28 protein-coding genes and 4 pseudogenes are annotated in these 24440 nt (G+C 68.0%); 24 read left to right on the top strand and 8 right to left on the bottom strand.

Annotated features, from left to right (window positions below):
* Positions 1–399: 399 nt before the first annotated feature.
* Complete coding sequence (locus ASC56_RS42615) at positions 400–561, bottom strand: hypothetical protein (RefSeq protein ID WP_234377234.1); 162 nt, start codon at positions 559–561, stop codon at positions 400–402.
* Positions 562–808: 247 nt separating this feature from the next.
* On the opposite strand from ASC56_RS42615, the pseudogene ASC56_RS35670 reads away from it, so the two are divergent.
* Together ASC56_RS35670 and ASC56_RS42610 are read left to right on the top strand one after the other, a co-directional pair.
* Positions 809–2073 (top strand): annotated as a pseudogene (locus ASC56_RS35670) (ISL3 family transposase).
* Positions 2074–2098: 25 nt separating this feature from the next.
* Positions 2099–2378: pseudogene (locus ASC56_RS42610) on the top strand (phosphate transport system regulatory protein PhoU); the annotation flags it as partial.
* Between the two features lie 361 nt (positions 2379–2739).
* Here the strand turns inward: ASC56_RS42610 and ASC56_RS35665 are convergent.
* A complete protein-coding gene (locus tag ASC56_RS35665) occupies positions 2740–3579 on the bottom strand; it encodes a lysozyme (RefSeq protein WP_055495791.1) in 840 nt (279 codons plus the stop codon).
* Positions 3580–3809: 230 nt separating this feature from the next.
* Complete coding sequence (locus ASC56_RS35660) at positions 3810–4952, bottom strand: hypothetical protein (RefSeq protein ID WP_055495762.1); 1143 nt, start codon at positions 4950–4952, stop codon at positions 3810–3812.
* 258 nt (positions 4953–5210) lie between these two features.
* On the opposite strand from ASC56_RS35660, the gene ASC56_RS40970 reads away from it, so the two are divergent.
* From ASC56_RS40970 to ASC56_RS39105, 5 genes and pseudogenes are all read left to right on the top strand, one after another.
* Positions 5211–5384, top strand: a complete 174-nt coding sequence (locus tag ASC56_RS40970) for a hypothetical protein (RefSeq protein WP_159039814.1) — start codon at positions 5211–5213, stop codon at positions 5382–5384.
* Between the two features lie 48 nt (positions 5385–5432).
* Positions 5433–5624, top strand: coding sequence for a hypothetical protein (locus ASC56_RS41410; protein WP_055495761.1), 192 nt, complete (start codon positions 5433–5435; stop codon positions 5622–5624).
* A gap of 303 nt (positions 5625–5927) precedes the next feature.
* Positions 5928–6275: a hypothetical protein gene (locus ASC56_RS40335; protein ID WP_234377233.1), complete on the top strand. Its 348-nt coding sequence runs from the start codon at positions 5928–5930 to the stop codon at positions 6273–6275.
* A 105-nt stretch (positions 6276–6380) separates the two neighbouring features.
* Entirely contained in the window at positions 6381–6596 is a 216-nt protein-coding gene (locus ASC56_RS35645) for a hypothetical protein (RefSeq protein ID WP_055495760.1), read from the top strand.
* 10 nt (positions 6597–6606) lie between these two features.
* A pseudogene (locus ASC56_RS39105) lies at positions 6607–6771 on the top strand (PhoU domain-containing protein); the annotation flags it as partial.
* 239 nt (positions 6772–7010) lie between these two features.
* Here ASC56_RS39105 and ASC56_RS35640 read toward each other — a convergent pair.
* Positions 7011–8015 (bottom strand): helix-turn-helix transcriptional regulator, encoded by a 1005-nt coding sequence (locus ASC56_RS35640; RefSeq protein WP_055495759.1) that lies wholly within the window; start codon positions 8013–8015, stop codon positions 7011–7013.
* Positions 8016–8323: 308 nt separating this feature from the next.
* On the opposite strand from ASC56_RS35640, the gene ASC56_RS40965 reads away from it, so the two are divergent.
* The 9 genes from ASC56_RS40965 to ASC56_RS40960 all read left to right on the top strand — a co-directional run bounded on the left by ASC56_RS40965 (position 8324) and on the right by ASC56_RS40960 (position 13679).
* Complete coding sequence (locus ASC56_RS40965) at positions 8324–8896, top strand: hypothetical protein (RefSeq protein ID WP_063785062.1); 573 nt, start codon at positions 8324–8326, stop codon at positions 8894–8896.
* A gap of 286 nt (positions 8897–9182) precedes the next feature.
* On the top strand, positions 9183–9359 hold the full coding sequence (locus tag ASC56_RS43395; RefSeq protein WP_107309455.1) for a transposase: 177 nt from the start codon (positions 9183–9185) through the stop codon (positions 9357–9359).
* A 58-nt stretch (positions 9360–9417) separates the two neighbouring features.
* A complete protein-coding gene (locus tag ASC56_RS40325; protein ID WP_107309454.1) occupies positions 9418–10122 on the top strand; it encodes an IS3 family transposase in 705 nt (234 codons plus the stop codon).
* 169 nt (positions 10123–10291) lie between these two features.
* Entirely contained in the window at positions 10292–11491 is a 1200-nt protein-coding gene (locus ASC56_RS35625) for an IS30 family transposase (protein ID WP_199836162.1), read from the top strand.
* A 13-nt stretch (positions 11492–11504) separates the two neighbouring features.
* Complete coding sequence (locus tag ASC56_RS35620; RefSeq protein WP_079102944.1) at positions 11505–11741, top strand: integrase core domain-containing protein; 237 nt, start codon at positions 11505–11507, stop codon at positions 11739–11741.
* Positions 11742–12036: 295 nt separating this feature from the next.
* Positions 12037–12636 carry a hypothetical protein gene (locus ASC56_RS35615; protein WP_159039813.1) on the top strand — a complete coding sequence of 200 codons (600 nt, stop codon included), beginning with the start codon at positions 12037–12039 and terminating at the stop codon, positions 12634–12636.
* 158 nt (positions 12637–12794) lie between these two features.
* Positions 12795–13052: a hypothetical protein gene (locus ASC56_RS35610; RefSeq protein ID WP_234377232.1), complete on the top strand. Its 258-nt coding sequence runs from the start codon at positions 12795–12797 to the stop codon at positions 13050–13052.
* Positions 13049–13420 (top strand): hypothetical protein, encoded by a 372-nt coding sequence (locus ASC56_RS35605; RefSeq protein ID WP_055495755.1) that lies wholly within the window; start codon positions 13049–13051, stop codon positions 13418–13420. Before ASC56_RS35610 ends, ASC56_RS35605 begins: the two co-directional genes overlap by 4 nt.
* Before the next feature lie 115 nt (positions 13421–13535).
* Positions 13536–13679: a hypothetical protein gene (locus ASC56_RS40960; RefSeq protein ID WP_159039812.1), complete on the top strand. Its 144-nt coding sequence runs from the start codon at positions 13536–13538 to the stop codon at positions 13677–13679.
* A 64-nt stretch (positions 13680–13743) separates the two neighbouring features.
* On the opposite strand, the gene ASC56_RS35600 is transcribed toward ASC56_RS40960, so the two are convergent.
* On the bottom strand, positions 13744–14643 hold the full coding sequence (locus tag ASC56_RS35600; protein ID WP_055495754.1) for an LD-carboxypeptidase: 900 nt from the start codon (positions 14641–14643) through the stop codon (positions 13744–13746).
* A 250-nt stretch (positions 14644–14893) separates the two neighbouring features.
* Positions 14894–15667, bottom strand: coding sequence for a GntR family transcriptional regulator (locus ASC56_RS35595; RefSeq protein WP_055495753.1), 774 nt, complete (start codon positions 15665–15667; stop codon positions 14894–14896).
* Between the two features lie 131 nt (positions 15668–15798).
* Between ASC56_RS35595 and ASC56_RS35590 the strand changes: the two genes are divergently transcribed.
* The 5 genes from ASC56_RS35590 (at position 15799) to ASC56_RS35570 (ending at position 18402) form a co-directional block, all read left to right on the top strand.
* On the top strand, positions 15799–16083 hold the full coding sequence (locus ASC56_RS35590; RefSeq protein WP_055495752.1) for a hypothetical protein: 285 nt from the start codon (positions 15799–15801) through the stop codon (positions 16081–16083).
* Positions 16084–16348: 265 nt separating this feature from the next.
* The gene (locus ASC56_RS40955; RefSeq protein ID WP_159039811.1) at positions 16349–16762 is read left to right on the top strand and encodes a DUF6415 family natural product biosynthesis protein; all 414 of its coding nucleotides are present in this window, start codon (positions 16349–16351) and stop codon (positions 16760–16762) included.
* The gene (locus ASC56_RS35580; protein WP_159039810.1) at positions 16759–17424 is read left to right on the top strand and encodes a GNAT family N-acetyltransferase; all 666 of its coding nucleotides are present in this window, start codon (positions 16759–16761) and stop codon (positions 17422–17424) included. Before ASC56_RS40955 ends, ASC56_RS35580 begins: the two co-directional genes overlap by 4 nt.
* A gap of 133 nt (positions 17425–17557) precedes the next feature.
* Positions 17558–18025 carry an ATP-binding protein gene (locus tag ASC56_RS35575; protein WP_055495749.1) on the top strand — a complete coding sequence of 156 codons (468 nt, stop codon included), beginning with the start codon at positions 17558–17560 and terminating at the stop codon, positions 18023–18025.
* Positions 18025–18402 (top strand): DUF6415 family natural product biosynthesis protein, encoded by a 378-nt coding sequence (locus ASC56_RS35570; RefSeq protein WP_159039809.1) that lies wholly within the window; start codon positions 18025–18027, stop codon positions 18400–18402. The genes ASC56_RS35575 and ASC56_RS35570 overlap by 1 nt, the downstream gene beginning before the upstream one ends.
* Before the next feature lie 385 nt (positions 18403–18787).
* Here ASC56_RS35570 and ASC56_RS35565 read toward each other — a convergent pair whose 3' ends face one another.
* Positions 18788–19303, bottom strand: a complete 516-nt coding sequence (locus ASC56_RS35565) for a hypothetical protein (RefSeq protein ID WP_055495747.1) — start codon at positions 19301–19303, stop codon at positions 18788–18790.
* Between the two features lie 298 nt (positions 19304–19601).
* On the opposite strand from ASC56_RS35565, the pseudogene ASC56_RS39085 reads away from it, so the two are divergent.
* Both ASC56_RS39085 and ASC56_RS35550 read left to right on the top strand, forming a co-directional pair.
* Positions 19602–21176 (top strand): annotated as a pseudogene (locus tag ASC56_RS39085) (transposase).
* Between the two features lie 239 nt (positions 21177–21415).
* Entirely contained in the window at positions 21416–22072 is a 657-nt protein-coding gene (locus tag ASC56_RS35550) for a trans-aconitate 2-methyltransferase (RefSeq protein ID WP_055495745.1), read from the top strand.
* A gap of 115 nt (positions 22073–22187) precedes the next feature.
* Here ASC56_RS35550 and ASC56_RS35545 read toward each other — a convergent pair whose 3' ends face one another.
* Positions 22188–23285: an integrase core domain-containing protein gene (locus ASC56_RS35545; RefSeq protein ID WP_055495744.1), complete on the bottom strand. Its 1098-nt coding sequence runs from the start codon at positions 23283–23285 to the stop codon at positions 22188–22190.
* Between the two features lie 127 nt (positions 23286–23412).
* Between ASC56_RS35545 and ASC56_RS35540 the strand changes: the two genes are divergently transcribed.
* Complete coding sequence (locus ASC56_RS35540) at positions 23413–24009, top strand: hypothetical protein (RefSeq protein ID WP_055495743.1); 597 nt, start codon at positions 23413–23415, stop codon at positions 24007–24009.
* The last annotated feature ends 431 nt before the right edge of the window (positions 24010–24440 follow it).

The following is a 24440-nucleotide window of genomic DNA, read 5'->3' as shown; positions in this document are numbered from 1 at the left end:
GACTACTCGCCGTCATCACAAGACTAGTCATCACATATGGTCAAAAGTGCAGCTGAAGCCTCTGGTTCGCCCGCACGAGTGAAGGCCGCGCCGTAAACGCGGCCGCGAGCTGAGCCAAGACATGACGAACACGTCGTTGGCGAGGGGCAGGTTGTCAGTCGTCGCCTGGGCGGATAAAGGCCGAGCAGGTCCCGCTGCGGCCTCGGGGTTAGCGCCCTGCTGGCCGGCGAGGACAGGATCCCGGCCGGAACCATCGAGGGAGCGGGGGAAGTCGCCGACCAGCGGACGGGCGGTCAACCGGCTGCGCTGTGCTCGGTCTCCGGCACCGGAGGCAGCCAGTGCACGGCGTTGTCGCGGAAGGACACGTGAATGGGGACAAGTTCTGTGCCGCTGGTGTCGTCAAGGGGCGGTGACGTTGATGCCGATCTCCGGGATGTCGCTGTCGATCGCCGCGACGCGGCTGCCACAGGTCGGGCAGAAGCCGCGCTTCGCCTCGCCTTCGAAGGTTTCGTACCAGGTCGGCTCGCTCTCGCCGGTCCAGGTGACCGTCTCGAAGCCCACCCACCACATCACGGGGGCGCCGCCGAGTTTCTGGCAATGCTCGCAGGCGCAGGTGTGGGGAAGACTGCCGGACCCCGGGTGGTGAAGCGGATACGGCCGCACAGGCAGCCGCCGGTACGTACCTCGGCTTCTTCGGGCTCTCCTGCCGTATGTGTGGGCGCCCTGAGCTGCCCCGATACAGGAAACACGCCGACTCCTGTGATCCTTGAGGTGTCTGGGCTCAAGTTGGGTCAAGCAGGAAAACGGCGTGTCCCTCTTCAGGATATGGAAGCGCACGCTGACGGCCGAACATACGGTGGTCGAGGGCGTCCGGATCGATGAAAACGAACAGTGTGTGTCGTGTCGGTACGGCCCGATGCGCGCCGTCGGCAGCGGTGCGGGATCTGCCGGCGTCCGGCGCCCTGGTACGACGCGGGGCGGGGGCGGCGCCGGTGGCGGGACCTCGACCACGGGGTGCTGCGGGTGTTCCTGGAGGCGGACGCGCCGCGGGTGGCCTGCCGGGAGCACGGGACGACCGTCGCCGCGGTGCCCTGGGCCCGTCACGGCGCCGGGCTCACCCACGCCTTCGACGCCCAGGCGGCATGGATGGCTGCCGAGTGCTCCAAGAGCGCGGCCGCGCAACTGATGCGTACCTCCTGGCGGACCATCGGCGCGATCGTCGAGCGGTACGTCGCCGACCGCGACCGGCTGGTCGACCGGCTGTCGGGGCTGCGGCGGATCGGCATCGACGAGATCAGCCACCGCCGCGGACAGAAGTACATGACGGTCGCCGTGGACCACGACACCGCGAGGGTGGTGTGGATGGCCGACGGGCACGGCAAGGACGTCCTGCACCGCTTCTTCGACCAACTCGGCGCCGACCGCGCCGCCCGCTTGACGCACATCAGCGCCGACGGCGCCGCCTGGATCGCCGACGTCCTGGAACACCGGGCCACGCATGCCCTGCGCGTCATGGACCCCTTCCACGTCATCGCCTGGGCCACCGACGCCCTGGATGCCGAACGCCGCTCGAGCTGGAACCGCGCCCGCCGCCAGGCCCAGGATCACGAGCGGGCCCGGGCATTGAAAGACTCCCGCTTCGCCCTGTGGAAGAACGAAGCCGACCTCACCGACCGGCAGGCCGCGAAACTCACCTGGATCGCCGCCACCGATCCCCGCCTGCACCGCGCCTGGCGCCTGAAGGAGGCCCTGCGGGCCGTGTTCACCCTGGCCAAGTCCCGCCCCGCCGCCGCCCTGCGGGCACTGGACCGGTGGATCGGCTGGGCCCGCCGCTGCCGCATCGGCGTCTTCGTCGACCTCCAACGCCGTATCCGCCGCCACTACCAGGCAATCCGCTCCGCGCTGACCACCGGCATGAGCAACGGACTGATCGAGTCCACCAACACCAAAACCCGTCTGATCATCCGCAGAGGCTTCGGCTTCCACTCCGCCGACGCCGTCATCGCCCTCGTCATGCTCACCCTCGCCGGCCCCGCCCCCCAGCTCCCCGGACGCCAACCCGCCCCAGCATGACCCACACATACGGCAGGAGAGCCCGATTTTGGAGATGGGTCAGCGCGCGCAGTGTCTGATGGCGCAGCCCGCCCAAGTGATCACCGCGCAGGACGTCAGGGCGACACTTCAGCTGGAGGCAGGACGACGACCGTTATGGACGAGCCGCACCCGTGGACGTCACCTTGGTCGGCCGCTCCTGCGAGCGGTTCGCCGACCATGCGGTGTCCGTGGCCCGGCGCATGGTCTACCTGGTCACGGGCGAGCACACGGATGAGCTGCTCACCGATGGGCTGCGGCCATGTGACCCTGACGCGACCGGGTGACTGCGTGAACCCTGCCGTTGCATCCCGGTGGCGTAATCGTTGAAGAGGGCGAGGTCCTTTCTCCCTCACGCGTGGAGCCCGCACCTGCGCACCCGGGGCGGCCTCCACCGCGCCGGTCTGTGATCCCTTCGGGCGGATCCACTTCACCGCATTCGCGCATGATCAACGGGCTGATCGCCCGCCCGGGCAGGGTGGCGGGCATGGCTCAGTGCGTTGTGGCCAGCCGAGTGGTGTTCGAGGCAACCGCCGTGGGTGATCATTCGGTCACGAGTGCCATCTGCGCGATGCGCATGAAGGAACGCCGGTCGAGCGCCTGGGCACTCATCCGCCTGGACGGGACAGGGGGATGCGACGGCGTGAGTCAGCCGGTGGCCAGGGCGCGCACCTTGTCCACGGCGCCGTTGAACTTGTCGTGGTCGCCCACCGTGGGACCCTTCGAGGTGTACTGCCACATCGTGTACGACGACCAGCCGGCCGGCAGTGTGCCCGCCGTCGACGCGTACCGGGCGATCCACAACGGGTTGGTGGCGGCGAAGCCCGCGTAGTTGCCCGTGCAGGTGGCCCACCAGCTGGTGGCGGTGTAGATCACCGCGTCGCGCCCGGTGCGGGACTTGTAGCGGCCGAGGAAGTCACGCAGCCATGTGACCATCGCGCTCGTCGACTTGCCGTAGCAGTCGTCGCCGTACGGGTTCCACTCGATGTCGAGTACGCCCGGCAGTGTCTGACCGTCGTTGGACCAGCCGCCGCCGTGATCCACGAAGTAGTCGGCTTGGGCGGCACCGCCGGCCTGGTCCGGGGTCGCGAAGTGGTACGCGCCGCGGATCATTCCCACGTCGTGGGCTCCGTCGTACTGCTGGGCGAAGTAGGAGTTGGTGTAGGACGTCCCCTCCGTCGCCTTCGTGTAGGCCCATTTGACGCCGCTGCCCCACAGGGTCGGCCAGGCCACGTCGCGCTGGTAGCTGGCGACGTCCACGCCCTCGGTTTCACCAGCCCTGGCGTCGGCAGGGCGGGCTTCGGGCGTGCCGTCGCGGCCGTCATGCGTGAGGACGGACATGCCCATGTAGGCGGTGCCGCGCACCGGCATGTCCTCGGCCGAGGAGGGAACGGCCGGGAGCGCGGACAGCAGCGAGAGGGCTGCGACCAGGACGGCGGCAGCAGTCAGGCGTGGGCGAGCGGAGTTCAGGATTGTGGATCTTCGCATGGAGACCATCTGACTCTCCGTCACGGGGCACCGCACGTCAGGTACCGCTAACCGTGGGAGACGGTACCTGCGCGTCTGTGAAGTGATCATTTCGGACCGCCTGGCAGCAAGCCGTCACGGACGTCCACGCCTCCTACCGCCTCAGCCACCCGGAGCCGGCAGGCGGGTCGACGGCGACGCGGGCGGGCAAGGGGGGGTTGGCCCTCCTTTGCCCGCCCGCGTGCTGACGATCAGTTCTGGCAGCCCGCGATGGTAATCAGCGGGAGGCAGTTGTTGGGGCGGTTCCTGACGACCTGGCTGTCGTTGAGCGTCACGGAGGCACCGGTCTGGTTGTTGATGCCGCCGCCGTTGCGCGCGGCAACGTTGTCGGTGACCCTGCTGTGGTTGAGCGTGAGGTGGGCGGGGCTTCCCTTCGCCTCGTTGTTGATGCCGCCGCCGTCACGGCCGGCCGAGTTCTTCGTGACCTCGGTCTTCGTGAGGGTCGCCGTGCCCTCGTTGTTGACGGCGGCGCCGTCGTTGCCCGAGATGTTCTCGGAGAGGTCGGTGTCCCAGATATCAAGCTTGGCCTGTTCGCCGTTGTTGATGGCACCCCCGTCGAGCCCGGCGACGTTGTCGACGATTTTGGATCCCTTGACCGTGACGCTTCCGGTGCCGCTGTTGTTGATGGCGCCGCCGTCGTCGTCCCGGGCAGTGTTGCCGCTGAAGGTGCTGTCCTCGATGGACAGGACGCCCTTGTTGTCGATGCCGCCGCCGTCCTGGTCGGCCGTGTTACCGATGACGCTGGTGTGTTTCAGCGTGAGGGTGCCCGCGTTGTTGTTGCTGAGGCCGCCGCCGTCGTCGGCGGCCCTACTGAGAGCGGTGTTACCGGCGACACTGCTGTCGCGGAGGGTGACCGTTCCGCCCTCGTTGCTGATGCCGCCGCCGTCCTGGTCGGCCGTGTTCCCGGTGACCTCGCTGCGCACGAGTGTCAGCTTGCCCTCGTTGGCGATACCGCCCCCGTCCGTCCCGGTGTGGCCGGCACTGATCTCGATGCCATCCAGCGTCAGGTCGCCGCTCTGGGCGACCTTGAGCAGGCGGAACAGCGATCCCCGGTTGGAACGTACGAGGGCCGAGCCCTCACCTTTGATGGTGAGCTTCTTGGTGATGGGCGGCAGCGCGTTCCCCCCCCCGTCGAACGCACTACCGAAGGCGTAGGTACATCCCTTGGCCAGACTGATCGTGTCGCCGGAGGCGGCGTTCTGGATGACCGTGATCAGCCCGGCGCTGTCACCGCACGCGACGGAGGTCTGGGCGTACGCGACCGAAGGTACCGCCGCCAGGCCGAGGGTCAGGCCGAAAGTGACCGCCGCCCCCCGCAGGCACACCTGCTTCATGAGCTCTCCTTGTCGAGATTCGCTGTGCACGCCTCAATGCCGTGCACACGCGCCCCGCTCGGCCCCCCGAACCCCGATGGCGGGGGCCCCGCCATCGGGGTTCGGGTATGGGAGAGGAGCGGTTGACAGGTCCCCGCAGCCAGGCTCGGCTCAACAGCACATACACGAAGATCAGCCGGACGGCACACTCTGACATGCCACCAGGGCGAGCGCCCACCTTGCTGATGTCGCCGCTCCCTGCCGGAAAGGCGGCATGTCGTGATCGGCTCAGCAACAGGCACTCAGCGGATCGAGGACGTGATGGAGGGCCTCACCTACACGTACGCGCAGAAACATGGGCGGCTGCCAGACGAGCGCGGCCGCGCCGGTCTCGGGTGGTGGGCGGCGCAGGACACCCGCCCGGAGAAGAAGACCCCGTGCCCGCTGGAGTAACTGCGTGCATGGTGGCGTGCGTCCGCGATCCTGCGCTTCGGTAAGCGGATGGTCGACGGGCTCCTGGAGCGCTGCCGTGCGGCCGGGAAGGCGATCCGGGCCCGGGTGGGCCCGCTGGTGGACACCGCGCTCGCCGCCGTCGACGTCGCCGCGGCCGTCTTCACCGTGCGCCGCGCCTTCGCCCGCCGTCACGTCCTGGCCGAAGCCCCGACACCTGCTGGAGACCCTGCGCGGCCGTGAGTTCACGCGTGGCCTGGACGACTACATCGCCGATCGTGCCCTGACCCGCCACGCCCGTCGGCTCACCGTCCCACAGCCCGGCCGCCGGGCCCCGTCGCCCGACCAGCTCACCTACACCGCCGATTTCGCCTGGCCCCACCGGTGGTGAATCGCCGGCACCGACGGCAAACCGCCCCGGGAGTCGAGCAGATACGAGCACGCCCGGGTCGCCAGCCTCGCCCTGCAGAACGCGATCCGTGACGCCCGCATCACACCCGCCACGCGGGACGGAGCCCCGGCCGCGACGGCATCGACCACAGCTCTTTGCCGACGACCACCACCAGGCGGCGGCCGCACCGCACGCCGTCCGACCACCCGGACCGGGACGCCACCCTCACCCCGGCGCAGCATGCCGCGGCCATCCAAGCCCACCAGCAGGCGGCGATGCCGGAGCTACTGGAGGGCGGCACGACCGACCCGGCGACGTGGATACGCACCCCGAAGAACCTTGACCGGCTCGCCGCCATCACCAGGGCGGCCGATGCCCGCCGCCGCGCCGTCGCCGACCGGCCGCAGCCCCAGCAGCCGGTTGACGCCGCCCATCCCGCCGACCAGCGGCAGCACCACACGCCCCGGCCGGATCAGGGCAGGGGAGCGGACCGCGACCGCTGAGGGGATGGCAACCGACCAGCGCGTGGCTGATCTGCGCCTTCGCGCTGTCTGGGCCTCGGGGCGGATCGAGAATCGGAAGGTTAGCGCCCGGCACGGGAGGAACCCTTGACCGACCTGCACGAACCGCTGGGACCGCTCGACAGCTACCCCGACGAACTGCCCCCGACCCGCCAGCGAGGGGATGTGAACCTGGTCGGCCTGCACAGCGTCGCCGACGATCTCGCGCGGAGACTGTCGGCGCTGAAGATCCGGGTGCAGCCCTACGACCCGAAGACCTCGCTCGTCAGGCCGGAGAAGGCGCGCGAGAACCTGAAGAAGTAAGTCGACCGTCGACCGGTGGCAGCATGGGGTGGAGACAGCCGTGGACGTCACGCTGGTCGGCCGCTACTACGAGCGGTTCGCCGACCATGCGGTGTCCGTGGCCCGGCGCGTGGTCTACCTGGTCACGGGGGAGTACGCGGATGAGCCGCCCCCCGACGGGCCTGTGGCCACGTGACCTTGACCTGACGCAGTGAGTGCGGGATTCCTGCCGTTTGCGTCCCGGCCGCGTGATCGTTGAAGAGGGCGACGCTGTGGGGGCCTCCCCTTGAGTGGAGGCCGCACCCGCGCACGGTGCGGCCTCCACCGCCGTCGGTCTGTGATCCTTTAACCAGCCACCGCAACCCTTGGGAGAAGGCCACCCGTCCCGGCGGACAATGCTTTGGCCTGCGCAGAGATCAAGCCGCTGCTGGGGTCCTAACCTTGTGCCGGCGGCACCGGATTGCGTGTGCCGGGGCTGATTGGGCCAGTGCTGCCAATGAGTTCGAGACCGAGGGGCGTGCAGGTGTGCCAGACCGCTTGTCCTTCGCGTTGGCTGACGATCAGGCGGGCATGCCGGAGCGCCTTGGTGTGCTCGGAGGCTGAGGACTTGCTGATGTCGAGCTCGCGCGCCACGTCGGTGGTGGTGCGCTGCCGGGTGAGCAGGGCCAGGATCGCGGCGCGGGTACGTCCCAGGAGGGCGGCTACCGGGTCGGTGGCCGAGGGCTCTTCCAGCAGCGGAAGCGGAGTAACGGCCGGGTAGACCAACACCGCGGGACCGTGCGGATAGACACCGATCAGCGGCCGGCCGGCCCAGCAGGCCGATGGAAGCACGGTGATGCCGCGCCCTGCCAGGTGGATCTCGCGATGCTCGGGAGAGCAGATCTCCAGGACAGTCCCGGACCAGCGGATTCCGTGGGTGAGGCCGGCCAGCATCTGACGGAGCCCGTGCCGTGCGAGGTTCTGGGTGCGCCACGCCCGTTCGGTATCGAAGCCGGACGTGATCCGCTCCCAGGCGGGCGCCAAGAGGCCGTCGTGCCCGGCACGTACCCCGTTGTGAAGGATCTGCCAGGCATCGCGGTCCTGTTGGGCAAGGCGGATCGTCCACGCAGTCGGCATCCGTTCGGCAGCGCACACGCGCTTCAGGTCGGCCTGTACGAAGGCGGCTGGGCTTGCCCGGACCTGGTCGAGACCGTCATCCAGTCCCCGGCTGAGGGGATCAAGGAACAGTGGGCCCTTCCCGGTCGGAGGTATGAGGTCCAGCAGGGGACGCGCGGCGCGGGGGAGGGTTCGAAGCGAGCGATGCTGCCAGCGCCGGAAGACGGGGTCGATGTCGTGCTGTTGCAGCATGGCGGTGGCGAGGACCAGTTCCATCAGCGGTGCCGGAGCCGGCGCCAAGGTGACCTGGAGGAGGTCATCTGGCGTGAAGTGCACGCGAAGCATCTGTTCCCCCGTGTGTAGCCGTTTGCGGACAGCATCAGACCTGCGGTGTTCGGCCAGGAACGAATGCTTTGCGGCGCTTCCGTCAGGTCCTCGACCATGTGACTTGTAGCGGGCATGCCGAGTCTCGGCCGTGAGGTCCGAACACGGAAGGCGCGGACCGGACATCCGTATGCCTGGGCCGCCGGGGGAGCCGCGTGCCGGAGTGCCGGGCAGAACGGACCGCGTTGGTGACCGGAGCGGCCGTTGCCTCACGGGGGCGGGCGGAGCTGCCCCTCGAAACGCAACAGGAGAGGTGAACTGTGAACCTGATGTCTGGTAAACCGAGACTGCTGCTGATGGCGATGATGGCCATCCTGGCCGTTGCCTTCAGCACGCAAGCCGCCTCGGCCGAAACGGCCGGCAACTCCTACGCGGCTCAGGCACAGCGCGCGGGACTGACCGCCAAGCAGACGAGGATCCTCCAGCAAAGAGTCGATGAAGTGGTCGCAAGGACACATGGTCGACAGATTGGCCCGAACACCGTTGCCTTCCGCGGAGGAAAGGCCACCGTGGCCGTCCCCGGCGAGAGGTACGCCAGGGACCTGCGTACCACCTACGCGCCAGCAGCCTCGGATTCCTGCCCGTATGGGAACTTCTGCGGGTACACGGGATCCGCGTACACCGGCGACGAGTATGACTTCTACTACTGCGGCTACTACAACACCAGCTCGTACCTGCTCAGCGGCGGTTCCTGGGGCAACAACCAGACGCAGCACCGACGCGTGTACATGTACGGGTCCGGCGGAACGGTGATCTACACGACCCCCAACGCCTTCTACCACACCGCAAGCGGTGACTGGGGGCCGGTTTACGGTCTCAAGACCTGCATCACCGCGGCGTAACGCCCACACAGTGATCGGTTCCCGCACCCTCGACGTGGCGTGCCGGGAACCGATCATTCGTTCCCTGTGTCATGCCAGCCCAGCTAGCCGTTCGCCGACCAGTCATAGCCGACGTCCTGTCATGTCGGCCTCAGGAACTGAGCTGACCCCGGTTTGGTGGAGTACCTGAAGCCAGGCTTATGATCCTGGCCCGAAGGAGAACCACGAGCAGTGCCAGCACCACGTAAGTACCCGGACGAGCTCCGCGAGCGGGCCGTCCGCGAGGTCCGCACCACCGGCACGTCCGATCGCGCATGTCGCGAAGGACCTGGGCATCCACAAGGAGGCCCTGCGCGGCTGGGTCCGCCAAGCCGAGGCGGACACCGGCGAACGCGACGACCGGCTGACCACCGCCGAGCAGGAAGAACTGAGGCAACTTCGCCGGGAGAACGCGGAGTTGAGGCGGGCGAACGAGAGACTCTGAAGGCCGCGAGCGCGTATTTTGCGGCGGAACTCGACCGTCCCCGGACGAGGCCGACCAGGTGATCGAGCACCTCAGGGACAAGGGCCTCGGGGTCGGGTTCGCCTGCCGGGTGCTGGGGCTGTCCGAGTCGGCGTCCTACGCGCGCAAGAAGCGGCCGAAGTCGGCCCGCCGGCTGCGTGACGAGCAGCTCATGCCGCTGATCGAACAGGTCCATGCCGAGTCCGGCGGCACCTACGGCGTCCGCCGGATCACCCGCGCCCTCAAGCGCAAGGGTGTGCAGGTGGCCCGCTGCACCGTCGAGCGGCTGATGGAAGAGCTGGGCCTGGAGGGCGTCATCCGCGGTCAGCGGCGGCCGACCACCGTGCCTGAGCCATCGGCGCCCCGGCCGCCGGACCTGGTCCGCGACTTCACCGCATCCAGGCCGGATCAGCTGTGGGTGGCGGACATGACGTATGTCCGCACTTGGACGGGCTGGGTGTATGTGGCGTTCGTCCTGGACGTGTTCTCCCGGATGATCGTCGGCTGGCAGGTCGCCAACCACATGCGCACCGAACTCCCGCTGGATGCGCTGGAGATGGCGCTGTGGAGGCGGCGGATCAAGAAGGACTCCGGGCTGGTCCATCACAGCGACAGGGGGTCGCTAGGTGGATTCAACTGGTCGTCGCAACACCCTGATCTCGGAGGTGTGCGACGTGGCCACGGCGGACTGGAGTTTGAAGACCAGCGATGTTCCGGAGGGGCGGCGTCGGCAGTGGCGCGCTGACCGTGCGTTGCGGCCGGCGATGCGCTCGCCGGGGCGGCCTGATCCGTCTCGGGTCGTGCAGCGCCAGTTCTGGCGACTGATCGCCACGGGCGTCACGACGGCCGAGGCGTCGCTGGCGGTCGGCGTGTCGTGGCCGGTGGGTGCGAGGTGGTTTCGTCACGCTGGCGGCATGCCTCCGATCTCGTTGGCCGAGCCCTCGGGCCGGTACCTCACGTTCGAGGAACGCGAGGAGATCGCGATCCTCAGAGCGATGAGCAAGGGTGTGCGCGAGATCGCCCGCGCCCTGGGGCGTGACCCCGGGACAATCTCTCGAGAACTGCGCCGCAACGCCGCCACGCGCAGCGGCAAGCAGGAGTACCGCGCGACGGTCGCCCAGTGGAAGGCTCAGCAGGCGGCCAAACGCCCGAAGAGCGCGAAGCTCCTGGGCAACGACCGGTTGCGTGAGTACGTTCAGGAGAGGTTGTCGGGGAACGTTCACCGGCCTGACGGGACCGTCGCCGCAGGACCGCAGACGCCTCCGTGGAAAGGGCTGAACAAGCCGCACCGGCAAGACAGGCGGTGGGCGACAGCATGGAGCCCGGAACAGATCTCGCACCGGTTGAAGGCCGACTTCCCCGAGGATGAGTCCATGCGCATCAGCCACGAGGCGATCTACCAGTCGCTGTTCATCGAGGGCCGTGGTGCGCTCAAGCGTGAGCTGGTCGCCTGCCTGCGCACCGGGCGGGCGCTTCGAGAGCCCCGGTCAAGGTCACGGAACAAGCCGCAAGGGCATGTCACCGCGGATGTCGTCCTCAGTGAACGTCCTGCAGAGGCCGCAGACCGCGCGGTCCCGGGGCATTGGGAAGGCGATCTGATCATCGGGACGGGCCGGTCCGCGATCGGCACGCTCGTCGAGCGTAGCAGCCGATCCACCCTCCTGGTGCATCTGCCGAGGATGGAGGGCTGGGGCGAGGTGCCGCCCGTGAAGAACGGCCCGGCGTTGGGCGGTTACGGCGCCGTCACGATGAACATTGCCCTCGCTGTGTCGATGACGAAGCTCCCCGAGCAGCTCCGCAAGACACTGACCTGGGACCGCGGGAAGGAACTCTCCGGGCATGCCCAGTTCGCGCTCGAGACCGGGACGAAGGTGTTCTTCGCCGATCCGCACTCGCCCTGGCAGCGACCCACGAACGAGAACACGAACGGGCTGCTGCGGCAGTACTTCCCGAAGGGCACCGACCTGTCCCGGTGGTCCGCCGAGGACCTCGAAGCCGTCGCCCTGGCGATCAATAACCGACCCCGCAAGATCCTCGGCTGGAAGACCCCGGCCGAGGTCTTCGAGGAGCAGCTACGCTCACTACTGCAGCCCGGTGTTGCAACGACCGGTTGAACTCGCCCTATACGTGTCGATTCGCTACACCGGCCGGCTCGCCGAAATCGGGGCCGCCGCGTCCGTCGGCTCGGTCGCGGACTCGTATGACAACGCGATGGCCATCGAGATGCAAGGCCCCTGGACCGGTTTCGACCAGGTCGAACGGGCGATCTTCCAGTGGGTCACCTGGTACAACGAGGAACGGCTCCACTCCGCCCTCGACTACGTACCCCCCGCCGAGTACGAACGCGACTGGTGGCGACACTAGGAAGCCACCCCGCAGTCCGCCTGAAACGAGATCACCGGACCCTACGAAACTCGGGACAGCTCAGAGTCGGACCGATTCGAGCGTTTGGTCGTCCGAGACGGCAAGCTCGCCTGGCCGTAGAGCCGATTACCCGAGAGCGGCCGGTCTCTCGTATGTGCGCTTCGTTCGGGTGCAGCGGGCAGTCGACGGCGGGCAAGATGACGGTGATCTTGCCCTCCACGGCGTGGCGGAGTCGAAAGCCTGGTCCGTCAACGCTGCGGTGATCAATCCTGTTTCCCCGTCATACGCTGGTGTGATGGGTGTGGGGATAGAGGTGCTGATCGTGGACTGGCCGCGGGTGGAGTCGGCGGGGCCCGGCTATCAGGAAGAGCTGCTGGTCGATGCCGCGTTCGGAGAGGTGTATAGCGACGACCTCTTCGAGCACGGTTGGTCGTGGCCCACGCAGCCGGGTGAGGACTGGTACGGCAGGTATGCCCTGCGGAACGCGCACGGCTCCTACAAGCCGCACTTTTGGGCCGGTCACCGCTGGGACCACATGCGCGACTTCGTCGAGCCCACGGTGCGCGACGTACTGGACCGGTTCAACGACGCACTGTTCTGGGGCCGTCTGGAGGACACCACCGGGGTCGGTTCGGGGCTCCCGGAGCTGCCGTACACCTGGGACGCGGAACTGCTGCTGTGGTGTCCGCCCGATCACGTGCCGGTGATCGCCGGATGGTGGCGGCAGGCAGCACCGCAGCTGGAGGTGCTGCGTGAACCGTTCACACAGCACGCTGCGGAGCCCAGCGGATGGATCAAGACGTTCGAATCGTTTGCCGACTTCCTCACCGACTGGGGAGAGGTGGTCACAGAAGCAGAGCGCCGCGGCTGGGGCATCGTCGGCCTGCGCTGCTGAAGGCCGCCACGGTTCACCGGCCGCAGACCGGGAGCAGAGGTCAGGTGGCCCGGAGGGAACCACACCCCTGTGCCACCCGAATCTGCAGCTCAGTACCCGCTCGGCCGTGCTTTGGCGGTCCCACACCCTTCCTGCTACCACCCTGCTACCATGCGTGTATGGCCACCGAGAAGAAGCAGACACAGGTCCGGCTGGAGCCCGACGTGCTGGCCGCAGGAAAGGGCGCCGCCGCTGCCCGCGGCCTGGACTTCAACCGGTACGTCGAGCGCCTCATCATCGAGGACACCACCGGTGCCCGCGCCGCCGGCATGGCCGCCGCGCAGCGCCTCATCGAGGAGCACGGCGCCTTCCTCGACAACTTGGAGCAGCAGCTCGACGCCCCATACGCCCAGCCGCAGCCCGGCGCCGCCGCGTGATCCTGCACGTCGACGAATCCTGGATCCTTGAAGTCGCAGAGCGGGCCGGTCAACGCGACCCGGGCGTGGATGACTACGGCGTGCCGGTCGCTGCTGTCGCCCGACACCGCGGTGAACTCCTCGACCACCCCGTCTACGACGGACCCTACGCGCGTGCCGCCGCCCTGGTGCACAACCTGGGCCGCTGCCGCTGGCTGGAACGCTCCAACCTCACCGTCGCCTGCGCCGTCGCCGTCATGTACCTCGAGGCCAGCAATATCCCCGTCAACCCCACCCGCGAACAGCTCACCGCACTCGCCCACGAGCTGAACAACCCACGCTGCACCGCTGCCCGGATCGCCTCCTTCCTGCGCACCTGGAAACCCTGATCTGACCGGCCAGACGGTCATTCGCGGTGACCGGACCACGGCGGTGACATGGCCGAAGAGCCCGCACGTGATCGGGTGCGGGCGACGCCCGCGCGGAGTTGGAGAATTGCAGTCGATGAGCACAGACGCCTACGAACACTGGAAAGCTGGCCGCGCACAGTTCCAACGACGTTCCCCCCAGTTCAGGCCGCTCGCCTGGCAGGACAAGACCGCCACGGACGATCTGACACACCGGACCGCCCAGGAGGGCATGCCGTAGGTGAATGACTGGCCGATCAATCACCGCCGCGTGGGCCTTCCACGCTGGGTAAGGCGGTCGACGGTCAGGCGACGGCTGGCTGAACCGTCAAGGTTCCCTCGACGGTGTCAATCGTGGCCTGAGTGCCAAGCGGGATGGTCGGAGGATGCAGGCCGTGTCCGGCAGGGAGTCCGCCGAGAACAGGAACACCCAGGCGTGTCAGCCGGTCGCGCAGTACGTCGGCGATGCCCCATCCCCCCAGGGTTGAATCATCGGCATCCTGGTCGAAGCCGAGGAATTGGCCAAGTGCGACACCGCGCAGTCCCTCCAGGGCCCCAGTACGGGTCAGCTGGGTCAGCGCGCGGTCGACCTCTCCCAGCCCTGTGCCTCTCTGGTGCTCGAGAAAGAGGATCGCCCCCTTAAGGCTCGGCAGACCGGCTCCGGCCTCGGTGCGGATCGCGTCAAGGTTGCCGCCGACCAAGACACCGGTCGCGGTGCCCTCGACGGTGACCGCCGCGGTGGCTTGGCTGGTGTCCCGGTGGAGGATGACAGGGTCGGTGGTCATCAGCGCGCGGCGAAGGGCTTCGGCTGACGCCGGCCCGGTCCACAGGGCAAGGTGGAGGTGGGTGATGTCGCTGAAGCCGACCAAGGGTTTTGGGTCGCGCCGCAGGGCGTCGATGTCCAGGTCGTCGACGATGCGGTAGGCGCCTTTGCCGCCCCGGGTGGCAATCACCGCGCGGACTCCCGGGTCAGCGAACGCGGAGTTCAGGTCGAAGACGCGATCCTCATCTCGGCCGGCCATATACCCCCATTGGTCGAAGACGTGCTCGCCCAACTCGACCCGAAGCCCCCATGACGTCAGTAGCTCGACGCCACGGGCGACTCCCTCGCGGCTGGGTGGACTGGCTGGAGAGACGATCCGCACCCGATCCCCGGGCCGTAATCGCGGCGATTGCACGGCCTGATGACTGTCGCAGTTGTCCATGCCGGGATCTTCCTACACCCGCCGAGCCGAAGGTGAGCCGTCTACATCAATCACTCACCGTCAACGCAGCCAGGCAGCCGTCAGCGAATACGCGACACCTCAACATGCGAGCCCACCAGTCCGATCCCCCTCGTACGACTTCTTGTCGATCTCGTCCCGGGCTGTGATCTGTGTACGCAGGACCGGCGGCGGTGATCGCCGCTCGATGAGGCGCTGCGCGGCGGCCATGCTGGGGCCTGGCGGCGGATGGTCAGCCGGACTGGGGCGGGTCGACTGCGAACTCGTAGGCTACTTCCCAGCTGCGGTCAGGGACGACGATGTCGGCAGTCTCCACGGCGCGGCCGTCGCTGGCGTAGTACGTCCGCTCGATCGCCAGGACCAGGTCGCCGGCGTTGAGACCGAGCAGGTCGGCCTGCTCGGGGGTGGCGCGGGCAGGCCGTGGGATCTCCAGCCAGGTTTCGATGTCGATACCGATGGCGCGCATCCGCTCGACCACTCCCTTGCCGGCGAGGGGGCCCATCTCGGGAAGCAGGATGGGTGTGTCGCCGGTGATGGCCATGGGTTCCCAACTGACGGAAAGCTGGGCGGGCTTGCCGTCGGCGAGGAACTCGTACGCCGTGCGCACGGTCAAGTCGCCGGGCTCGATGCCGAGGCGCCGGGCAATGTTCTCCGGGGCGGGTGTGCGGGCCTCGGAGGACGACTCCCAGGTGCCGTTGCTGCCGACCTCGCACATATCGGCGCGGAAGGGGCTGCCGCCGCGGCGTTCGCGGTGCCGGGAGCGGATCATCCGGCGCCGCTGGCGCGGCGGGGCCACATAGGTCCCTGATCCCGCGCGGCCTTCGAGGAGCCCTTCGACGATGAGTCGTTCCTGGGCCTTCTGCAGCACGTTTGGGCCTACGCCGTAGTGCTGGGCGAGCTGTGCGCGGGAGGGCAGTCTCGCGCCGACCTCCCACTCGCCCTCCGCGAGTCGACGCCGCAGGTCGCTTGCGACCACCTGGTGCGGCGGCGGCTCGGCGTTGCCCATGCGCGGACTCCGTACTGGTCGGCGGCTGTCTTGGTGCCGGTTCACGGCTCTCGATTGACAAGTTAATGCATCAGGTACAAGCTAATGCATTAGATATACGTTAAGTGATCACGTGTGTACAGGGGAGATCCGTGAGCTCGCCGACGACCAGGGCCACCGCGATCGCCTCCATGCTCAGCACCGCGCTCGGCGCACCCCTGGACTGCGACGACCCCGGCGCCGTCCGCACCGAAGCCACCGACACCGGTCTCCGTATTTCGGCACCGGTCCCCGCCGCGCTCAGCGAAGCGGTCCACGTCCACGTGCTCACCTTCCTGACGCGAACCGCTGACCGCTTCGGACACATCCAGCACGACGGCACTTCCGTCATCTGGGCCGAGATCGAGACGGCCGACGCCGGGAGGGAAGCCCCGTGACCTTCCCCGCGTACTCGACGACCCGTCTCCATCGGCCGCCTGGCATGGCATGTGCAGGTCGGTCGCCTTCTGGCCACCACGGGAGGCACGTGCTGAACTCCGCGACCGTAGTTGGGAACTGCAAGAGCTCGATGGAGCCCCAGTTCCCCGGTAGAGCGCCCGGGCCGGCCCTGCGCTGGACCTGGCACGCGTTACGTGCTGGGGCCCTACGGATCCCGGCGGGGTGGACTCATCAGGCACCGTCCGGTGAGAGCGAGGGCCAGCCGTGATCGTCACTGTCGAGCATGAGACCGCTGCCCACCAGGCCTTGCCCGTGGACACGGTCCTGACCGGAGCCGTCATCGAGCGCGTGCTGGACCCTCGCGCGCTGCGCCCGGACCGGGCGGAATCCGAACTCCTCGCGCTGCTCCTGCGCGGCCACCTCGCCCTGCTGGCCCTGGAGGTGCAGGGCGTCCTGGAGGCCCTTTCGCCGCAGAACGAACGCCTGCACGTCCTGGCACGGCGCAGTCTCGACGAGGCCGCGCACTTCCTTAGCGCCCGACCCATGTACACCGCGCACGACACGGTGGCCGTGGTTCCCCTCGCTCGCTGCTGCCGTGACCTGCACGTCCACTACGCGGCAGTGAACTCAGCTTGCCGCGCAGTGCGGTCCGTGATCTGCCCCACAAGGCCCTCATGAGAGACGAGATTTTGGTGTACGAGATGCGCCCGGCCACTGACGACGACCGCCAGGTGGTCCATGAACTCCTCCGAGCGCGCGATGACTGGGCTCGTCGGCATGGCCTGTTACCCGCAGACAGCATCGCCCTCCGCGTGCTGATCGGAAATACCGGCGACGACATGGCGTTGATGCTGCTCACGGAGAACAACGACGCCGTGGGCTGCGTCGTCCTGCACGCCACCTCACCCGTATGGAGATGGACCTTCAGCGAGCGCGCGGAGCCGTCCATGAGCCTGGCCACGATGTACACCCATCCCGACCAGCGCGACGCCGGACTAGCGCGGCTGATGACCCTGTGGGTGCTCGACTACGCCGCCCGGCGCACTGACCTCGAGCTGCAGTGGGTGCGCTGCACTGTTCCAGACAACCGGCTGGCCTGCTACTTCCGCGAGGAGCTGGGCTGGCAGGAGGTTCGCGTCACCCGCGACGGCCTGGGACGCCGCTACGCCAAGATGCAGCAGCGTCCCCGCCGCCTCCCTCAACTCTCCGCCCTGATCAGCAGCGACGACCCGGTCCTTGTGGCGAGCGACCCGACGGTCACCACGTCCCCTGCCATACCCCCTCAGCCACGCCAGACCCCCGACAGTGTGACGAGCGAGCAAGGAGGCGGCCACTCATGACCTCACGGGAGCCACCGCTGCGGACCTGGATCACCGAAGCAGTCATGGCGACCGAACCGCCTTGCGGTCCTCACCTTCGGCGTCGCGCTGGTCCACACGCCTCGGACTCACTGAGGCAGGGGAGAGCAGCACGATGACGGTCGGCTCGGAACTTACCGAATACCTCCCCGTACCCTCCGAGAGCGCGCTCGACGACCTCGAGCTGCGCATCGCGCGCGCCCCGCGCGCGGCAGGCGAGGCCATGCCGGCGTACGAGGGACTGTGGGTCGGACGTCTGAGGCGGATCACGGCTGCCAAGCTGCGGCACTGGCAGCTCACACCCCTCATCGACCCTGCACAGCTGCTGATCAGCGAACTCGTCACCAATGCGCTGCGGTACGGGACCGGACCGGAAATCGCCTTCCGGTTCCTCCTCACCGCCGACGTGCTCGTGATCCTGGTCGACGACGGCTCCCCGCACGCTCCGCAGGTGCATCAGCCGGCGCCGGACGAGGAAAGCGGCCGCGGCATGCTGCTCGTCTCCGCCATCGCCACCGACTGGGGCGTCAGCCCCCACGGGTCCGCGACCTGGTGCTCCCTCACCATCCCGTGGAGGACCTGATGCCCACACCTTCCTGCCCGGTCGAGGAACTGCCCCAGTGGACCACCGACAGGTCCGCGCTGCAGACCCTTCTCATCGCGCTGCGCCAGGATCTGGTCGAAGAGACCGTCTACGAGGACCTCGAGGCCTTGCTGGGCGAGCACGCCTCACCCACTCCGGACGAAGCTGCGGCTCTGGCTGGCCGGTTCCGCAGAGTCGTTGACCAACTCGTTCAGATCGTGCCGCACCGAGTGCAGCCCTATCCGGTCGACGAGGTGCGACTCGTCAACCGCCTTCACGCCGAGCGGCCCTCCGCCCAGGAGGCACGCGGCCATCTGCGCCGCTTTGCCATGGCCATCCTCGACGTCCTGGATCTGATGGGGGAGACCGCCCGATGAAGCCAGGCGCCGGATCCCCCAGGCCACGCGACCCCGGGCAGGCCGCGGGACCTCTACCGACGTTTCGATGTTGACGCCAAATGAGTGCATCCGCTGGACCCGCCTGCACCGGCGAGCGGGCCCATCCCGGGAAGCAGGATCGGCGTCTCGCCGGTGACGGCCATGGGCTCCCAGCTGACGGAGAGCCGGGCGGGTTTGCCGTCGGCGAGGAACCGTACGTCGTTCGGACGGTTGGGTCGGCGGGTGCGATGCCGAGGCGCAGGGCGATGTGCTTCGGGGCGGGCATGCGTGTCTCGCGGGACGCCTCCCAGGTGCCGCTGCTGCCGATCCCGTGCTGCCGGGGCATCCGGAACGTGTCGTCTGGATGTCCCGGCGGTTGGCGGGGTCAGCCAATTCCGGTGACCTGCAAGGCGGTGGTCCAGTTGTTCTTGATGGCGTTGCGGGCGGCGGACAGGGTGATGGTGCCGGCGCAGACGGCGTTCTTCAGTTTCGTCTCCACTCCGTCTTTGGAGTGCGCGGTCTGGGAGCCGGAGTAGGGCTCGGGCCACAGGTTGCCAGTGTCGCGGGGTGCGCCGCCGAGTTCGAGGGGAACGAGGTGGTCTTCCTCGTAATCGGCCATGTTGGTGTCGGAGTAGCCGTAGTCGATGATGCCCTGGGCCTTGAGGGGGTTTGTGTAGGAGGTCGGGGGGCGGACGGTGGCGGTCCAGCCGGACACGCAGATGGTGCTGTGGATGTTCGACTGGGTGACGTTGGGGTTGTAGGCGCCGGGCGTGCACGAGGCATCGGGCAGCGGCAGGTAGGCGTGGGAACAGGCCGAAGCGTGGGCGGTGCCGGTCGATGCGACGATCAGGCCGGTGGCCGCAAGGCCCAGGGCGCAGGTGGTGGCGGTGAAGCGGCGCATGCGGACTTCTCCTGAAGGGTCGGCCCGGACTGTGGGGTGCCGGGCGGCTGACGGCATGACACCACCACTCCGTCTATGCGGGTAGAGCCATGGAGTGAACAGGAAGTGACCTGTGCACTGCATACCTCGGCCGGGGTAAGTCTTTCCGGACTTCCGTGTTTCGGCGCAAAGTTGGGTGAGCCGGTAAGAACTCTGTCACCGATCCTGCTGGCTTATTCCGTGCCCGGCGGGGCTGGTAGCTCGTTGGTCGGGACAGCAGCGGCCGTCTTGGCGATCGCGGTCGCGGGTGGGGTGTGGAATGTCGATGCGGCCGAGGCCGTGGCCGAAGGTGCCTGAGCTGACCGCGCAAGTAGCGCGGGTTGTGGCGGCACGGGGCCCGTACCCGTTGGCGATGCGGGTCCGGGACGAGCTGGGCGAGTTGTTTGCGGACGCCGAGTTTGCCGAGGCGTTCGGATCCAGAGGGAGGCCGGGCTGGTCACCGGGCCAGCTGGCGCTGGTGACGGTGTTGCAGTTCGCCGAGAACCTCACCGACCGGGCGGCAGCGCATCGGGTGCGGTACGGCATGGACCTGAAGTACGCGCTCGGCCTGGAGCTGGATGATCCCGGGTTCGACGCCTCGGTGCTGTCCGAGTTCCGCACGCGACTGGTCGAGCACGGGATGGAGGAGAAGGTGCTCGACCTGCTGCTGACCGCCCTCAAGGACCGGGCCTGGTGAAGGCGGGAGGCAGGCAGCGCACCGACTCCACCCGCGTGCTGGCGGCGGTACGCGACCTGAACAGGCTGGAACTGGCTGGGGAAACACTGCGGGCCACGCTGGAGGCGCTGGCCTGCGCGGCCCCGGACTGGCTGACCGGGGCGGTGCCCGTTCACGATTGGGTCGAGCGCTACGGCCCGCGGATTCACTCCTGGCATCCGCCGGCTTCCAGGAGCAAACGCGAGGAGATGGCCCTGGTCTACGGCCGGGACGGGTTCGCGCTGCTGGAGGCGGTGCATGCCCCTGACGCCCCGGCCTGGCTGCGTGAACTCCCTGCGGTGCAGGTCCTGCGCACGATGTGGGTGCAGAACTACCACCGCACCGTGACCGAGGCCGGAGCGGAGGTGAAACGGCGGGAGAGCAAAGACCTCCCGCCCGGCAGACTGCGGCTGGCCTCTCCGTACGACACCGACGCGCGCTACGGCCTCAAACAGGGCTCCTGGTGGACCGGCTACAAGATCCACATCAGTGAGTCCTGCGACGATGCCGATGACCAGGACCCGGCTTCCGGCGGCCAGGCGCTGATCCCTGGAGCCGACGGACCGCCGCCGCGCTTGATCACCAGCATCGCGACCACCGACGCCACAGTCACCGATGCGGAAATGACCGAACCGGTCCATCACATGCTCGCCGCCCGCGATCTCCTGCCCGCCGAGCACTTCCTCGATTCCGGTTACGCCTCCGCCGAGTTGATCGTGGGCATGAAGAAGAACTTCGGAGTCACCCTGGTCACCCCGGTCCTGATGAACAGCTCACCCCAGGCGCGTGCTGGCGTCGGGTTCGACCGCACCGCGTTCACCATCGACTGGGACAAGCGACAGGCCACCTGCCCACGCGGGGACACCAGCACCTGGTGGAGCCCCGCCACTCTGCGCGGCACCAAGGCCATCGTCATCAAGTTCGACAAGGAGACATGCCGCCCCTGCCCGGTGCGCGACCGTCGCGGTCACCGGGATAAGACGTGCCCGCTACCTCGGTCTCCAGAAGACCCACCTGGAGCACGTCTTCTCCGCCGTTGCACTCAACCTCATCCGCCTCGATGCCTGGTGGAACGGCCACCCGCTCGACTGCACCCGCGTCAGTCACCTTGCCCGACTCGACCTCTCCCTTGCCGCGTGACCGAATAGGGGTCTTACTGGTGTGATCGCCTAATCAACTGTCGCCGGTTCCCCGAGGAACCCAGCCAGTTGGTGACCGACTGTGGTTGCCAACGGCGTATCGGCTCCGGGTCCCACCGGCCTCGTTGCGGAGCCGGGTGGTGGTCTTGTCGTGGTAGCGAGAGCGTCAGCGTCGACGGGCGCGGGATTCAGCACGAGGTGGCAGAACAGCTGCGAACGGCGGGTGTTAACTTCCTTCCCGTGGTGGAGTACCAGGACGAGACCAGGGCGGCCTACGACGGGGTCGTCGAGCTGTATGCGTCGATGTTCGCTAATCGGCTGGAGACGCACCCGTTCTCACGGAACATGATCGGCACCTTTGCCGAGCTGGTGCGCGGGACCGGGAACCCGCGGGCAGCCGACGTCGGCTGCGGGCCCGGACATCTGACGGCCATGCTGCATGACCTGGGGCTGGACGCCTTCGGGCTCGACCTCTCCCCAGCCATGGTCGACCACGCCCGGCGGGCCCATCCGGCGCTGCAGTTCGACGAGGCGCGCATGGAGGCCCTGCCAGTCGAGGACGGCGCGCTCGGCGGCGTGCTGGCCCACTACTCGATGATTCACACCCCTCCTGGGGAACTACCCGCGCTGCTCGCCGAGCAGGCGCGTGGCCTGGCACCAGGGGGCCTGCTCCTGGTCTCGTTCTTCGCGACCGACGGGCCCGAGCCGGTCCGCTTCGACCACAAGGTGACGCCCGCCTATAGCTGGCCGGCGGACCGATTCGCCGAGCTACTGGCCCGGGCCGGGCTCGTCACGTTCGCCCGGCTGCTCCACGACCCGGCCTCTGAGCGGGGCTTCCTCGACGCCCACTTGCTGGCCCGCAAGTCGGAGGACACCGTCGAGGCCACCGCACAATGAGCCAGCAGGATCACCAACTCGTGCAGTACAGGACTCCGAGGTTCAGCGAACGGGTGGCCGAGGGCATCCGGCCAGATTCCAGCCCTGCTCTTGCCGAATACCTCATCCGTGCTGGTCAAGCCGCATGCGCGTACTCGTGCAGGGTGCCGCCGAGCCTCGCGCTTCGTCGTATGTCGAGGCGTGCGATCCGCTCCGGATCGTCGATTGGTTCGGGCAATGGACGCAGAGGACGGGCATTCGCGAGGCCCTGGTGCGGCCTGTGCCCGTTGTAGAAAGTCTCGAACTCGCGCAGGGCGTGAAGGAGATGGCGCTGGTTCCAGATCAGTGTCCGGTCCAGCAGTTCTCGGCGGCAGGTTTGCACCCACCGCTCGGTGATCGAATTCATGCGGGGTATCCGGATGCCGCTGAGGACGATCTCGATGCCAGCGTCCTGGAGGACCGCATCGAACAGCTTGGGGAACTTCCCGTCCCGGTCCCTGATCAGGTAGCGGGCTCGACAGCCGGTGTCCTCGAGGTCCATGACGAGATTCTTTGCGGCCTGGGTCACCCAGGAGGCGGTCGGGTGAGCAGTCGAGCCCAGGATCCGTATGCGCCGGTTCGTGTGCTCGATCACCGCGAGCACGTACAGCCGTGCTCCGGTCAGGGTGACCGTTTCGAAGAAGTCGCATGCCAGCAGTGCGTCGGCTTGGGAACGCAGGAAGCCCGCCCAGGTGCTCGAGGCTCGCTCGGGCGCTGGGTCGATGCCCGCGTCCTTGAGAATCTCCCAGACGGTGGAAGCCGCCACCGTCACCCCGAGGACGAGCAGTTCGCCGTGCAGGCGCCGATAACCCCAGTTCGGGTTCTCCCTGGCCAGACGCAGTACCAGTGCTCGGATGGAATGCACGGTACGCGGTCGGCCGCCTCGCTTGGGCCGGGAGGCGGCGGCGTGACGTCGGGCGATCAGGTCGCGGTGCCAGCGCAGCACCGTGTCCGGCCGGACCAGCAACCGGATCCGGCGAAGCGCCTCTCGCGGCAGACCGTGGAGCAGTGCGGCGAGGAGCGCCCGGTCACCCGCGTCGAATTGCACCCGCTGCCCGCTCAGTTGCCTCTCGAGCACGGCGACCTGGTGGCGCAAGGCCAGGATCTCTACATCCTTCTCCCGGTCACCCATCGGCAGCAGTCGCAGCAACGCGAACGCGTTCGTCATGCCCAGGTATGCCAGTCGCAGCAGCATGACCACCCATCATGTCGCGGTGATCGTGCTCACGTGGGCGCATGCAGACGTCCACCGCGTCACGACGCTCAGACACCCGCGGTAGCTGCTCCCACCTGCATGGATGAGGTATTCGGCAAGGGCAGGGTTGATCTGCTGCCTGATCGCCAGTTCGGTGCTGGCATTCCTGACCATGGCACTGCGTCTTCCCCTGGTCGCGCGGATCGCGGTGGCCGGGGGCGTGTGGCTGATCGTCGCGGACGCCGCGTACTTCGACTACTTCGCCTCACCCCTGAGCGAGCCCGCCGGTCTGCTGGGCATCCTGCTCGTGCTGGCCGGCATCGCGTTTCTCGGCCGCGGCCTGACGGCGGGGGTGCTCGGACTGGCATTGGTGGTGGGGGGCGGGCTACTCGCCGTCGGCGCCAAAACGCAGTTGCTGCCGCTGGTCGGCAGCATCCTGCTCGTCCTACTCCTGCGCGGCGTGCCCTGGCTCAAGGCACGCGGGCACGTGGGCAGATTCATCTCCTCGCGAGCCATGGGCGCCGTCGGCGCGGCCGCCGTGCTGCTCCTGGGGATGCATTCCTCCCAGAAGCAGCAAAGCGACCACTACTACCTTCAGATGAACAGCATCGACACCATCTTCACGGGCATTGTCGACGGAAAGCACAACACCTCGGCCGACCTGAAGGCCCTGGGCCTGCCTCAGAAGTGGTCAGCCGGTCGGCGTCCCACACCGAGCCGTTGAGCAGCCACTGCATCCGGTCCGCAGTCACATGCCCGGCGCGTTCCGACAGTGTCCAGCCGTTCTTCTTCGGCAAGTCCGTCAGCAGCCCCTCGATGAACTGCGCGAACACCGCCCGAGGTTCCGGCCGGTTGAACAAGTATCCCAACGAACCGGTCAACGAAGACAGTTCGGCATCCCACCCGGCTATCTGCTCAGCCGTCACACCCAGCATCATGCCCGGTCAACGACACCACGCAGGCTCCGTCACAAGATCTCCGGCTGTAGTACTGGGTGGTGAGAGGCGAAGGCTGTGAACGCGACAGCCACCATGACCGAGGCGGTCAGCGCCGAGGCGACAGCTCGCCGGGCTGGATGGCCGACGGCGAGAGTTCAATCGATCACGTCGCCGCTGCATCCCGAATAGACCGGTTGACGTTATATCGCAGCACGAT

The sequence above is a fragment of the Streptomyces sp. TP-A0356 genome, assembly GCF_001417775.1.
In the GTDB taxonomy this organism is placed as follows: domain Bacteria; phylum Actinomycetota; class Actinomycetes; order Streptomycetales; family Streptomycetaceae; genus Streptomyces.
This window is presented reverse-complemented; position numbering and strand designations above follow the sequence as displayed.

What these genes read in the sequence shown, in the direction of transcription:
- ASC56_RS35660 (WP_055495762.1), bottom strand. Translation starts at nt 4,952, where the DNA reads ATGAAGCAGGTGTGCCTGCGGGGGGCGGCGGTCACTTTCGGCCTGACC.
- ASC56_RS35615 (WP_159039813.1), top strand. Translation starts at nt 12,037, where the DNA reads ATGGGTGTGGGGATAGAGGTGCTGATCGTGGACTGGCCGCGGGTGGAG.
- ASC56_RS35580 (WP_159039810.1), top strand. Translation starts at nt 16,759, where the DNA reads ATGAGAGACGAGATTTTGGTGTACGAGATGCGCCCGGCCACTGACGAC.
- ASC56_RS41410 (WP_055495761.1), top strand. Translation starts at nt 5,433, where the DNA reads ATGGTCGACGGGCTCCTGGAGCGCTGCCGTGCGGCCGGGAAGGCGATC.
- ASC56_RS40965 (WP_063785062.1), top strand. Translation starts at nt 8,324, where the DNA reads ATGTCTGGTAAACCGAGACTGCTGCTGATGGCGATGATGGCCATCCTG.
- ASC56_RS35575 (WP_055495749.1), top strand. Translation starts at nt 17,558, where the DNA reads ATGACGGTCGGCTCGGAACTTACCGAATACCTCCCCGTACCCTCCGAG.
- ASC56_RS35570 (WP_159039809.1), top strand. Translation starts at nt 18,025, where the DNA reads ATGCCCACACCTTCCTGCCCGGTCGAGGAACTGCCCCAGTGGACCACC.
- ASC56_RS35610 (WP_234377232.1), top strand. Translation starts at nt 12,795, where the DNA reads ATGGCCACCGAGAAGAAGCAGACACAGGTCCGGCTGGAGCCCGACGTG.
- ASC56_RS35600 (WP_055495754.1), bottom strand. Translation starts at nt 14,643, where the DNA reads ATGGACAACTGCGACAGTCATCAGGCCGTGCAATCGCCGCGATTACGG.
- ASC56_RS35625 (WP_199836162.1), top strand. Translation starts at nt 10,292, where the DNA reads ATGCCTCCGATCTCGTTGGCCGAGCCCTCGGGCCGGTACCTCACGTTC.
- ASC56_RS35640 (WP_055495759.1), bottom strand. Translation starts at nt 8,015, where the DNA reads ATGCTTCGCGTGCACTTCACGCCAGATGACCTCCTCCAGGTCACCTTG.
- ASC56_RS35595 (WP_055495753.1), bottom strand. Translation starts at nt 15,667, where the DNA reads ATGGGCAACGCCGAGCCGCCGCCGCACCAGGTGGTCGCAAGCGACCTG.
- ASC56_RS35665 (WP_055495791.1), bottom strand. Translation starts at nt 3,579, where the DNA reads ATGCGAAGATCCACAATCCTGAACTCCGCTCGCCCACGCCTGACTGCT.
- ASC56_RS35545 (WP_055495744.1), bottom strand. Translation starts at nt 23,285, where the DNA reads ATGCTGCTGCGACTGGCATACCTGGGCATGACGAACGCGTTCGCGTTG.
- ASC56_RS40960 (WP_159039812.1), top strand. Translation starts at nt 13,536, where the DNA reads ATGAGCACAGACGCCTACGAACACTGGAAAGCTGGCCGCGCACAGTTC.
- ASC56_RS35565 (WP_055495747.1), bottom strand. Translation starts at nt 19,303, where the DNA reads ATGCGCCGCTTCACCGCCACCACCTGCGCCCTGGGCCTTGCGGCCACC.